Origin of the sequence: Lentzea sp. NPDC058436, from assembly GCF_042721515.1 — a bacterium.
GTDB lineage: Bacteria > Actinomycetota > Actinomycetes > Mycobacteriales > Pseudonocardiaceae > Lentzea.
This window is the reverse complement of record NZ_JBHXLF010000001.1, coordinates 384,785-396,787: the sequence shown is the minus strand read 5'-3', so window position 1 is coordinate 396,787 and position 12,003 is coordinate 384,785. Positions and strand designations below refer to the sequence as shown.

The window sequence follows — 12,003 nt, the reverse complement described above, 5'->3', positions numbered from 1 at the left end:
TGGAGCGCGAGAAGTTACACCCCTGAGCGATCTGCGAGCAATATCTTTCTCGTTTTCTCAAGCGAAAGCGGTACGCCGAACGCGGACGGGGAAATTCGATTCGACCGGGACTTCAAGTGGTTGTTGTGCACATTTCTTCGCCGTATTGAATAAGTGCAACGACTCACCTCGGCCTTGCGTCTTTGGATGGAACCGCCCGAGATCGAACTTTCGCCGCTCGTGCCGGACCTCCGGGATTCCTACGGTCATGCCACATGACGAACCCGAGCTGGAACCCACCTCAGCAGGCACCTGCCTCCGGCGGCCCGGCCCCACGATCGACACCCGAGGGACGCGGCGTCCTGGGCGTGGTGCGGCGCAGTCCGCTGCTGAGCTTCTTCCTCCTCGCGAACGCGCTGAGCTGGCTCGCGTGGCTGCCCTACATCCTGTCCCAGGACGGTCTGGGGGTCTGGGACTTCCAGTTCCCGCAGGTGCTCGGAACGGGTCAGCTCGCGGGTGTGCTTCCCGGCGCCTACCTCGGGCCCATCGGCTCGGCGTTCCTGGTCACCGCGATCGCCGACGGGCGGGCCGGTCTGCGCCAGTGGGTGCGCCGGATGTGGCGCTGGCGGGCCGCTCCGCGGTGGTACGTGATCTCGCTGGTGGGGGTGCCCGCCGTGATGCTCGTCTCCGGCATCGTCGCCACCGACGGCGAGTTGCGCACGCCGTCGGTGGTCGTGCTCGCCGCCTACGTGCCCGGCCTGCTCGTGCAGATGGTCACGACCGGCCTCGCGGAGGAGCCCGGCTGGCGTGACTTCGCGCTGCCTCGCGTCCAGCGCAGGTTCGGTCCGCTGGCGGGGTCGATGGTCCTCGGGCCGATCTGGGCGGTCTGGCACTTCCCGCTGTTCCTGACGGAGTGGGGCGGATGGCCGGACGCCGGCTGGACGCGCCCGGTCGCCTTCACGGTGTTCTGCGTCGCGTTCAACATCGTCATGACGTGGGTGTTCAACCGCACCGGCGAAAGCCTGCCCCTGGCGATGCTGGCTCACGTGAGCGTCAACAACTTCGCCTCGATCGTCTGGTCCGAGGTCTTCCCCTCGATCGACGCGAACCGCGCGGTCGTGACGATGGCAGGGGGCGCGGTGGCCGCGGCGGTCGTGATCGTCGTCGCGACCAGGGGCCGGCTCGGCTACGAGGAGACGGCCACCCTGTCCCCTGGACCGGGGACCGCGACCACCCGGTTCTGATAGGCCCAGACGACGGCCTGCAGCCGGGACCGCACACCGAGCTTGGGCAACATCCGCGCCAGGTGCGACTTCACCGTGGACACCTCGACGACGAGCACTTTCGAGATCTCCTCGTTGGACATCCCCTGAGCGAGCAGGAGAAGGATCTCGTGTTCCCGTTGCGTCAGCAGGTCGCCTGCCCGCTCGGCGGTCACCGGGTGCAGGCGGCGGCGCTGGACGAACTCCCGCATGATCCGCCGGGTCAGCGTCTGGTCGAGGGTCCCCCGCCCCGCGGCCACCTGGCGGACCGCGTGCACGATCGCGTCCGGCTCGGTGTCCTTCAGCAGGAAGCCCGACACGCCCGCCTCCAACGCGCCGAAGAGGTACTCGTCGACGTCGAAGGTGGTCAGCACGAGAACCGGGACCGCCGGATCGGCGTCCGGGCCGCAGAGCTCGGTGGCCACCTCGATGCCTGAGCGTCCCGGCATCCGGATGTCCAGGCACGCGACGTCGGGCACCGACTCCCGCGCCAGCCTGAGGGCCTCGGTGCCGTCCGCGGCGACGCCCACGACCTCCATGTCGGCCTCGGCGCTCAGCAACGCGGACAGCCCTGCACGGACCAGGTGCTGGTCGTCGGCGATGAGCACGCGGATCATCCGGACTCCTCCTGCACGGGTTGCGGCGCGGTCCTGACGGCATCGCCCGCGGGGAGGGCCAGCCGCACCTCCCAGCCGCCGTCGGCGGTAGCACCGTACTGGATCCCGGCTCCGACCAGTTGCGCCCGCTCTGCCATGCCCACCAGTCCGAAGCCGCCGCCGGGTCCGGGGTCCGGCCCTCGTCCGGAGGTGTTGCGCACGACGACGGTGAACCGGTCGTCGTGCCGCGGCCCCAGTTCCACCACGCAGGACGCACCGGGTGCGTGGACCGCGGCGTTGGACAGGGCCTCCTGGACCACGCGGTACCCGACGAGCTGCGCGAGCGGCCCCACTCCGGCGTTCTCCGGTTCGGTGGACACGACGAGGTCGATCCGCATCCCGGTGGCACGCCGGGCCGCGACGAGGTCCGGCACGGCGGCGAGGGACTCGATCGTCGGTGCCCCGTCGGCGTCCTCCCGCAGGAGGCCGACGAGGCGCCTCAGGTCGTTCAGGACTCCGCTGCTCTGCTCCCGCACGTGCAGCGCGAGTCCTTTGGCGGCAACGGGATCGGAGTCGATCTGCCGTGCGATCGTGCCCGCGACGAGTGCGATGCCGGACATGTGGTGCGCCGCGAGGTCGTGCAGTTCCCGCGACATCGCCACGCGTTGGTGCTCGACCTCTGCTTTGAGCAGCGCCTCCCGCTCGCGGCGTTGCGCGAGGAGTTCTCGCTGACGAGCCTCCCCCGCGTCCCGCTGCGCCGCCACGGCCGTGCCGGGCAACGCGCCCAGCGCCACCACGACCAGTCCCTGCAGCACGGCCCCGCCGAGCGCCACCGGCACCGACCCGGAGCTCAGGCGGAACTCGTTGACGAACTGGGTCACGGCCGCCAGCGCCCCGACGTGCACCAGGACCAGCCACAAAGGACGGAACGCGTTCGCGGAGACCACGAGGTAGAGCGCGACCACGACGGCGAGCGCCGACAGGCTGGCCGTCCCGTTGGGGAAGGCCAGCACCAGCACGAGCGGCGCGCCACCCACCGCGGTCAGTCCGGCGAAGGGGAACCGACGCACCCGCACCAGGCACGCGGCCTGCACGACGAGGACAACGGCCGTGCACCACCACGCCGGGCCTCCGGGCTGGGGGAAGCCGACCGCGGCCGGATCGCCGGACACCGTGAGAGACGCGGCGACCAGCAACCCGAGCGAAGCCAGCCCGCACACCACCGCCAGCGGCACGTCCGAGAACCGGCGCGCCCTGCCGCCGGTCGACAGCAGTCTCACAGTCAGCCCCTTCAGCACGCGTGCCGCGTCGGACGTCGGCACACTAGCCCACAGGCCGTGCCGCCGATCCGGGCGTGGACCGCCTCAACTCCCGCGAGGGAGCGCCTTCGTCACGGCAGCCGCACGGTGAGCCAGTCGAGTTCGGCGAACCCGGTTCGCTTGCGCAGCGTCACGCGGTTGGAGCCGCCGTTGAGAGGCACCAGGGCGGACGTGACCTTCGTAGCCCGGTCGTGCGATTCCGAGTTCAACCAACTCCCCGAAGGCGCGTAGGACATGACGGCGCGCTCGACGCCGCCGACCAGCACGGCATGGTCCGAAGTGGACGGAGATCCGTTGCCGTATCCCACTTCCAGCCGATAGGTTCCGGCGGCCGGGGCGTCGACGGTGAACTCGACCTGACTCCCGGCCTGGTCCAGACCGGCGACGTAGTCGGGCAGGTAGTTCGACCAGTACGGCGCGAGGCGCGCGGACGTCACCGCGGCGTTCTCCGCTTCGTACCGGTGAGCGTCCGGCCGCACATCGACGTAGTCGACCTCGGCGTACCCCGTTCCCCTGGTCAACCGGATCTCGTTCCGGCCGGCGCGCAGGGAGACCCGCTTCGCCGTGGTGTCCAGTTCCGTGTTGGCCCATCCGGCCGTCGCCGGGTAGCCGACGGAGCCCTGAGGGATGCCGTTCGCGAACACCTGGTGCGTGGCGGTTCCTGCTCCCGCCGCGTAGCGGACGGTCATGTCGTAGATGCCGGCGGACGGCACGTCGACGCTGAAGCTCACCGCGCTGTCCGTGTGGTCGATGCCCCCGACGTACCCGTCCGCCGATGCCAGCCGCCCGTTCGCCCCGCCGTGGCGCACCGCCGACGTCACCGCCGCGTTCTCCGCCTCGTACTTGGTCGGGTACGCGCCGGGAGCCCCTGCCCGGCTGACGGTGATCCGGTACCCGTCGTAGCGGTTCATGCGTCGCAGGGGCACGGTCAGCGCGCCCGACCCGTCGACGGTCATCGTCTTGTCGACGACGTTGTACGTTCCCTGCTCGGGGTCACCGCCGGCATCGATCCGCCGGTTCACCTCGGCGGGATCCTTGTCCCACACCGTCGAGTCGACCCGGACGCGAACCTGCCCGCCCAGCCCCCGCGCGTTCAGGCCGGTGATCCGGAAGTCCACCGGTCCGTCCTCGCCGCCCGCGAGCACGGTCAGGGCACCCCCGTCCCACGCCGCCAGCCCGTCGACACCGAGGTACCGGCGCCCGTTGGCGGTGTCGTTCCAGCGGTTCACGGGCACCTTCGAGCCGCGCATGTCCTTGTACCACTTCATCATCCAGAACCCGCCGTTCGGATGGAGGGCACCGCCGCCGACGCGCCGCAGCGTGTTGCCGAGCAGTCCGGGGTTGGTGTAGATCGCCATCGCGCCGAAGTCGACGTCATAACGTTCGAGATCAGCCCAGTACTGCACCATGCTGCCAGGCACGCCCTCGAAGTTGCCTGGGGTGCCCGGATCGTTCGTCTGCGGGCCGTACTCCTCCACCACGACCTTCAACGGCCTGCCGGGCACTCCCAGTTCGTTCTCCAGAGGCCGGTAGTACCGGGTCAGCGCCTCCGGCAGGTCACCGGGGCTCGGGCCGAGGTTGTGCCAGCCGATCAGCTGCGGCACGGTGCCCGTGTCGACGGCGTTGCGCAGGAAGTCCCGCATCTTCTGCTGCTGACCGGCCTGCCACGGCAGGTAGAACTCCCAGTTGGGACCGATGATCGGGATGGCGGCGTCGATCGACCGGATCCGCCGGACGGTCTGCGTCCACAGCCAGTTGAACTTCTCGTCGTACGTGCCGCCGGGGACCGCCCCGTCGTTCGCCAGGCCGTGCAGCTTGTTGTCCGGCTCGTTGAACGGGGCCACGGCCAGCAGCGTGTCGCGGTACGGCTGGACTCGGCGGGTGGCCTCGTCGACCCGCTCGAACCAGTGGGCCGTGCCCTGCCACTGGTACCAGGGGTTTCCGCCCATCAGGTCGTTGAAGCGGGCGATCATCCTCACGTCGGTGCCGCGCACCTTCGGAGCGACGACCTCGGTGCCGGCGCGCTCACCCTCGTTCCACCGCGCGATCATGTGCTGGGACACGGTCAGATGGGTTTGGGAGAGCAACGAGGCCGGCGTCTCGGTGGTGCGGGCGGTGACGCCCAGCAGCGACCCGAGCCCCGCCTTCTTCAGCGGACCACCGAGCGTGCCCGCGTTCACCACCACCGTGGGCACCACGGCGGCGAGCGGCGTGGTGGGCGCCAGACCACCGGCGATGACCACGGCTGCAAGACCAAGGGCTCTGATCACGACTTCCTCCTGCCATGACACACGTGTCGTTCGGCCCGGCCCGCACGCAGCCGGTCACTCATCGCCGAGCACCATTCCTCTTCAGCGCAGGGTGAACGTCTGGCAGTCGTTGCCGAAGTTGGTCCACTGCTGCAGTTGCAGCCGTTCGTCCGCGCGGCAGCCGGGCACGTCCAGAGCCTTGCTGCTGTGGCGCGCGACCAGCGACCAGGCCCCGTACCCCATCGGGATGGCCCGCCACTGCTGGTTGGCCGCTCCCAGGTACTCCCACTGGATGGTCTTCGCCTCGTCCGCGACACCACCGCCGGCGATGTCCACGACCTTGCCGCTGTGCACCGCCACGAGCCGGTGGTAGCCGGAATCGGTTGCCACGAAGGAGAACTTCTGGTTCGCGCCGTCACCGCACGCCTGCTGGCCGATCACCGCGCCGTTCCCCGTGTCCGAGTCCAGCACGGTGAGGCACTTGCCGGTGGAGTTGTTGGCCAGGCGCACCGGTGCGGTGGGCAGTACCTGCGCCGTGCCGCGGTCGAACGCCTCCACCTCGGCCAGTCCGACGGCCTGGCCGGGCCGGTGGGTCATCACGACCCGGACGCGCGTCGTGGTGACCCGGCCGAAGTCCACTGTGGTCACGTCGTTGGCGGAGGTCGGGCCGCGCCGCTGGTCCGGGACGGACGCCCACGCGCCGTTCCAGTGCTCGACCTGGTAGGAGGCGGGCACCCGGACGGCGCCGGACCCGGTGTCGTCGTAGAAGTGCAGCCGCAGCTGGTTGATCGAGGTCGGCCGGCCGAAGTCGACCTGGAGCCAGTCGGAGGCGTTGGGAGAACCGAAGTTCGTCCACCGCGAGTTGGGCCCGCTGCCGGCCGCGTCGAACCAGATCGATCCGTCGACCGCCCGCACCGCCCGGTCGTGGGGAGAGGTGAACGAGGCGGTCGCCACCGGAAAGGCGTGCGACGGCACGTCCTCGCGGTCGTCGAACGGGTTCGCGGCCAGGTTCACCTCCGGCTGGTAGCCGCCGACCCGGCGCGCGCCGACCGGGACGGTCAGCTTGCGGACGTCCGGTGCCGACGCGACCTCCGTGCCGTCCACCCGCACGCGCAGGCCCGCGCCCCTGCCGTACTTCGAGCCGGTGCGGTCCCACACCACGCTCACGTCGTGCCCGTGGTACGGCACGTTCTCCAGCGCGAACCAGTCCCACGAGGACGGGATCATCGGGTCCACCACCAGCGTGTCGCCGGTCTGCGGCCGGAGTCCGAGCAGGCCGCCGATGACGTGGTCGGTGTACCCGGAGTGGTTGTAGTGCTCGCTGTGGTCGGGCGCGTCGTAGATCCACCGGTTCGTCAGCGAGTCGGCCGCCTCCGCCACGTACGGCCGGCCGTTCTTGAACTGCGCGGAGGTGTACTTCTTGAGCACGGTGTGGAAGTCCGCCCGTGTCACCGCGTTGTTGGCGGTGTAGTCGTGCAGCAGACGATCCATCGCGACGAGGGTCTGGCTGGTGCCCATCGGCCAGTGCGGGCCGGTCCAGCGGCAACAACCCGTGCTCGCCTGGAAGTTGAACAACCGGTGCCGGCGCTCGGCGGTCGACGGACCGTTGGGCGTGTTGAACCCGTTGGTGTCCATGAGTTGCCGCCACGCGGCCGCGTACGCCGGGGTGTCGTCGGGCAGGCCGACCATCCACGGCACGAACCCCGTGAGCTCGCGACCGTCCAGGAGGGTGCCCTCCGGCAGGATCGGCAGGCCGGGGTCGCGCGGCCCGCCATCGGGGTGCTGCCCGTACTCCTGCGCCGCGTTGTCCTTCATCCGGCTGTAGAAGAACCCCCGCGCCGGGTCCCACAGCGTGCCCTGCACCGCGGCCTTGAGCGCCCGCGCCTTTCCCTCGAACTCCTCGGCCAGCGGCGTGTCACCCGCCAGCCTCGCGATCGCCGCGATGGCCGTCGCGTCGCCGAACTGGTAGCTGCTCACCGTGGGCCGGTAGGCGGTGCCGCCCGCGAACGGGTCCTTGGTCTGGTAGGAGCCGATGGTGAACTCGGTGCCGTCCGCGAGCGGGATCTCCCAGTACAACCCGAGCCCCTGGGTGAACCTGCGCGACTCCAGCTTGCGGTAGTAGCTCACCAGGCCGGGCAGTTGCCGCAGCAGGAAGTCCCGGTCACCGGTCGCCAGGTAGCGCTGCCACACCGAGTCGGCCATCGGCCCGGTGTAGTTCTGGTTCTCCGCGGTGCCGACGCCGTTGATCCAGTAGGCGGTGTCGTCGTCGAGGTACCGGCGGTCGTGCAGCCAGCGACCGTCCCGGTTGTTGTGCCACGGGTTGAGCGAGATGCCGCCGTACCGGGCGGACCAGGCGACCGGCGGCTGGAACTCGTTGATCACCGTGCCGGTGCCCGGCCGGGTGGTCTTGAGCGCCCGGCGCAGCGTGTCGTAGCGGTAGTAGTAGACCCGCTGGATGTCGCGGTCGGGGAGTTCGAGGAACGGGATGTTCGCTTTGAACCACGACCGGCCGCCCGAGACCTCGGCGAGCAGCGCGTCGTGGTCGAGCAGGTCGCCGGGCGCGACGCTCCTGGGCTCGACCGCCGCGGGCGCGGTCCCTGGTGCGACCCCGACCACGGAAACGGCCGCCAGGATGAGCGCTAACAATCGGCGTTTCGCCATCGAAACTCCTCCTTTGCCCGATCGCAGCGTGGCCGCGCCCCTTCCAGGCCGTCAACCGCTAAACGCTGGTGCACAACGAAAGTAAGGTGCACTTTCGGTTTTTGATGTTGCCGTGGCCGAACTTTCGGTGACTTTCGACGCCGTACTTGCCGAGGCTCCTCGGAAGGCTCCATTGTTATCGCTATCACCCCATGGCAAAGGAGCCTTCCCATGCTCAGGTGGTTGCCCGTTGCCCTCGCCACGGTGCTGGCCGCCGCGGTACCGGCGCTCGTGACGCCCGCTCCCCCGGCCGGCGCCGCGCCACTCGCGGCCGGTCCGGTGATCGCGTCCGGAGGGCGTTGCGCCGACGTCGCGGGCGGCGGAAGTGCCAACGGCGCGGCCGTCCAGCTGTGGGACTGCAACGGCGCGGGGGTGCAGCAGTGGTCGGTCCACGACGACGGGACCGTGCGCGCGATGGGCCGGTGCCTGGACGTGCCGGGCGACAGCACCGCCAACGGCACCCCGCTGTGGATCTACGACTGCAACGGGCTGCCGTTCCAGAAGTGGGTGCCGCGGCCGGACGGATCGCTGCTCAACCCGAACTCCGGGCGCTGCCTGGACGTGCCCGACGGTGTGTTCGCCAACGGCGCCCGGCTGCGGATCTGGGACTGCAACGGCTCCACCGCCCAGGTGTGGATCACACCGCCGGGCGCCACCGACTCCGCGTTCATCGTCGGCAACGGCGACAAGTGCGTGGACGTCACGTCGTCCGCGTCGGTCAACGGCGCGCAGGTGCAGCTCTACGAGTGCAACGGCAAGCCGTGGCAGCGGTTCACCCTCGGACCGGACAACTCGGTGCGCGTGCTCGACCGGTGCGTCGAGGTGCCCGGCGGCCAGACCGCCGCGGGCAGCCGCGTGCAGGTGTGGGACTGCAACGGCGCGCCAAACCAGCGCTGGCTGCCACGCGCGGACGGCTCGTTGTTCAACCCGGCCTCGGGACGCTGCCTGGACGACCCGAACGGCGTCACCGCGAACGGCACCCCGTTGCGCCTGTGGGACTGCAACGGCCTTGCACCGCAGCGCTGGCGAGTGCCCGCGGTGACCGGCGCGACCACCATCACCGTCGACACCACCGCCGCCGGTACGCCGACCTCACCGGACGCGTACGGCTACATCCTGGAGGACATCAGCCACTCCGTCGAAGGTGGCCTCTACGGCGAACTGGTGCGCAACCGCGCGTTGCAGGAAGGCGATCTCACCGGCTGGCGCTCCCTGCCCCTCGGCGGTGCGGGTGCCATCGCCCTCGACGGCTCCGGTCCCACTCCCCAGCTCACCCGCTCACTGCGCCTCGACATCACCCGAGCCGGGCCGACAGCCTCGGTGGGTGCCGCGAACTCCGGCTTCTGGGGTGTCGCGGTCCGGCCGTCCACCCGCTACCAGGTGTCGCTGTGGGCCCGCGCCACGCCGGGCTTCACCGGGCCGCTCACCGCGAGTCTGCGCGGCACCGACGGCGTCGTGCACGCCTCCGCTCAGCTCACCGGCCTCACCGGTGGCTGGCGCAGGCTCACCACCACCCTGCAGACCAGCGCGCAGGCCCCCACCACCTCCGCCGCCGAGATCGTGATCTCCGCGGGTGGCTGCACCGGTTGCCCCGAGATCCGGAACCAGTCGGTGTGGCTGTCGCTGGTGTCGGTGTTCCCGCCCACGCACAAGGGACGTGCCAACGGCATCCGCACCGATCTCGCGGGACTCCTCGAAGCCGGCCGGCCCGCGCTGTTCCGCGTCCCCGGCGGCAACTACCTGGAGGGCGCCACTCTCGACACCCGGTTCAAGTGGAAGGAGACCGTCGGCCCGGTCGAGAACCGCCCCGGACACCAGAACACGGCCTGGGGCTACTGGTCCACCGACGGCATGGGCCTGCTGGAGCACCTCCAGCTCGCCGAGGACCTCGGTGCCGAACCGCTGCTCGGCGTCTTCGCCGGCTACACCCTCAACGGCACCGTCGTCCCGCAGGACCAGCTCGGACCGTACATCCAGGAGGTGTTGGACCAGCTGGAATACGTGCTCGGCCCGACGACGAGCCCCTGGGGCGCGCGACGGGCCGCCGACGGCCACCCCGCACCGTTCCCGTTGCGGTACGTGGAGATCGGCAACGAGGACTGGTTCGACAGGTCCGGCAGCTACGACCGGTACCGCTACGCGGCGTTCCACGACGCCATCAAGGCCCGCTACCCGCACCTGCGGCTCGTGGCCACGATGCCGGTGACCACCCGGCGACCGGACGTGCTGGACGAGCACTTCTACCAGTCACCCACCTGGTTCGCCGACAACGCCCACCGCTACGACCACCAGGCGCCCGACGCGCCGAAGGTCCTCGTGGGCGAGTACGGCGCGATCGAGGGCAGTCCCACCGGCACCTTCGACGCCGCGCTGGGCGAGGCGGCGTTCCTGGTCGGGGTCGAACGCAACCCGCAGACGGTCATCGGCAGCATGTACGCGCCCATTCTCGTCAACGAGAACGCGTCGAACTGGCCCACGAACCTCATCGGCTTCGACGCCACCCGCGCCTACGGCTCGCCTTCCTACTGGGTGCAGCGCGTCTTCGCCGAGTCCACCGGCACGACACTGCTCCCGACCCGGACGACCGGCGGCGGCGCCGAACTGCACCACACGGCGACCGCTTCGGCGTCCGGCGGCACCCGCACGGTCCACCTCAAGCTGGTCAACACCCGCCCGGTCGCCCGTGACGTCACCCTCGACCTCAGCGCCGCGACACCCGCGTCCGGCAACGCGACCGTGACCACGGTCAGCGGCCCGCGCGACGCGGTGAACTCCCTGACCCGGCCGACCCGCGTCGCCCCGGTCACCCGGCAGGTGGCGGTCAGCGGACCGAGGCTCACCACCACGCTCCCGGCGCACTCGGTCACCGTTGTCACTCTTGTGCTCCGAAGCTGACCGCGTCGTCGAGTGCGGCCCATCGACGTCTGAGGTGGCGGCAGGCCTCGATCAGTTCGGCAGGGTGCAGATCGGTGATCTCGGTGTCGAAGGTGGCGAGGATGCCGGCGATCCCCGCCCACGACCAGGCTCCGAGGGTGAGCCGGCAGTGCTCGTCGTCCAGGTGTTCCACCACCGAACCGCCGGGTGCCCAGCGAGCCACGACCTGGGCGGGCAACGTGAGCCGAGCACTGCCGGTGCACTGCCAGGCGGCCGCGGTGTCCCCGCGGTCGTAGGTGCTCATCACGAAGTGGGCGAGATCGGGACCGGGCAGCACGCGAGCCTCGAACCGTTGCGCGGTCGGACGGACGTGCAGGCGATCGACGCGATGGACCAGCCAGCGGTGGTCGGAGAGGTCGAAGGCGACCACGTACCACCGGCCGGCCCACACGACCAGGTGATGAGGCTCCACGCGGCGGGCCTGCCGGAAGTCTGGATCAGCGGGCTCAGGCCGCGCGCCGTCCGGGCGCAGCATCTCGGCCAGGAGGAGATGCCGTTGGCGCACAGCGGTTCCGACCGCGGCGAGAACGGCCTGGTCGATGGGAGGGGCCGGGAACTCCCAGTAGTTGCGCAGCCGGGTCAGGCGCAGCGACTGCATGGACGTGCGCAGGGCGGCCGGCATGACCTGGTGCAGCGTGGCCAACGCCCGCTCCGCGTCGTCCGCGAGTCCGAACACCGTCGTCGGCGCGGTTTGGAGTGCCACCGCGATCGCCGTGACCTGGTCCTGGTCGAACCGCAGCGGTGGCAGCGTGTGCTGAGCGAGTCGGTAGCCACCGTCCGGCCCGTGCGTGGTGGTGATCGGGTAGCCGAGACCGCGCAGGGTCTCGATGTCACGTCGGGCGGTGCGCTCGCTGGTTTCGAGCCGGTCGGCGAGTTCACGCAGTGGCCACAGACGTCCTGATCCGAGCAGGGAGAGCAACCGCAACGCGCGCTCCGAGGTTCTCGCCATCGATCCATCTGACCC

The 12,003-nt window shown here is 70.5% G+C and carries 7 protein-coding genes; 2 read left to right on the top strand and 5 right to left on the bottom strand.

Features of this window, described 5'->3' with window-relative positions:
* Positions 1-254 precede the first annotated feature (254 nt).
* Positions 255-1,223, top strand: a complete 969-nt coding sequence (locus tag ACFWN2_RS01690; protein ID WP_382424174.1) for a type II CAAX prenyl endopeptidase Rce1 family protein — start codon at positions 255-257, stop codon at positions 1,221-1,223.
* Here the strand turns inward: ACFWN2_RS01690 and ACFWN2_RS01685 are convergent.
* The 4 genes from ACFWN2_RS01685 to ACFWN2_RS01670 form a co-directional block, all read right to left on the bottom strand.
* Positions 1,166-1,858 carry a response regulator gene (locus ACFWN2_RS01685; protein ID WP_382424173.1) on the bottom strand — a complete coding sequence of 231 codons (693 nt, stop codon included), beginning with the start codon at positions 1,856-1,858 and terminating at the stop codon, positions 1,166-1,168. The two genes, ACFWN2_RS01690 and ACFWN2_RS01685, sit on opposite strands and share 58 nt — an antisense overlap.
* The gene (locus tag ACFWN2_RS01680; protein WP_382424172.1) at positions 1,855-3,117 is read right to left on the bottom strand and encodes a sensor histidine kinase; all 1,263 of its coding nucleotides are present in this window, start codon (positions 3,115-3,117) and stop codon (positions 1,855-1,857) included. The genes ACFWN2_RS01685 and ACFWN2_RS01680 overlap by 4 nt, the downstream gene beginning before the upstream one ends.
* 110 nt (positions 3,118-3,227) lie before the next feature.
* Positions 3,228-5,426 carry a CBM35 domain-containing protein gene (locus ACFWN2_RS01675; protein ID WP_382424171.1) on the bottom strand — a complete coding sequence of 733 codons (2,199 nt, stop codon included), beginning with the start codon at positions 5,424-5,426 and terminating at the stop codon, positions 3,228-3,230.
* A gap of 81 nt (positions 5,427-5,507) precedes the next feature.
* Positions 5,508-8,066, bottom strand: coding sequence for an RICIN domain-containing protein (locus ACFWN2_RS01670; RefSeq protein WP_382424170.1), 2,559 nt, complete (start codon positions 8,064-8,066; stop codon positions 5,508-5,510).
* A 210-nt stretch (positions 8,067-8,276) separates the two neighbouring features.
* Here ACFWN2_RS01670 and ACFWN2_RS01665 point away from each other — a divergent pair, with 210 nt between their 5' ends.
* A complete protein-coding gene (locus ACFWN2_RS01665; RefSeq protein WP_382424169.1) occupies positions 8,277-11,000 on the top strand; it encodes a ricin-type beta-trefoil lectin domain protein in 2,724 nt (907 codons plus the stop codon).
* Here ACFWN2_RS01665 and ACFWN2_RS01660 read toward each other — a convergent pair.
* Positions 10,978-11,988, bottom strand: coding sequence for a helix-turn-helix transcriptional regulator (locus ACFWN2_RS01660; protein ID WP_382424168.1), 1,011 nt, complete (start codon positions 11,986-11,988; stop codon positions 10,978-10,980). The two genes, ACFWN2_RS01665 and ACFWN2_RS01660, sit on opposite strands and share 23 nt — an antisense overlap.
* Positions 11,989-12,003: the final 15 nt, after the last annotated feature.

Bases quoted from the DNA above. Each gene is read 5' to 3' on its own strand.
- ACFWN2_RS01690 (WP_382424174.1), top strand. From the start codon at position 255: ATGACGAACCCGAGCTGGAACCCACCTCAGCAGGCACCTGCCTCCGGC.
- ACFWN2_RS01685 (WP_382424173.1), bottom strand. From the start codon at position 1,858: ATGATCCGCGTGCTCATCGCCGACGACCAGCACCTGGTCCGTGCAGGG.
- ACFWN2_RS01670 (WP_382424170.1), bottom strand. From the start codon at position 8,066: ATGGCGAAACGCCGATTGTTAGCGCTCATCCTGGCGGCCGTTTCCGTG.
- ACFWN2_RS01665 (WP_382424169.1), top strand. From the start codon at position 8,277: ATGCTCAGGTGGTTGCCCGTTGCCCTCGCCACGGTGCTGGCCGCCGCG.
- ACFWN2_RS01660 (WP_382424168.1), bottom strand. From the start codon at position 11,988: ATGGCGAGAACCTCGGAGCGCGCGTTGCGGTTGCTCTCCCTGCTCGGA.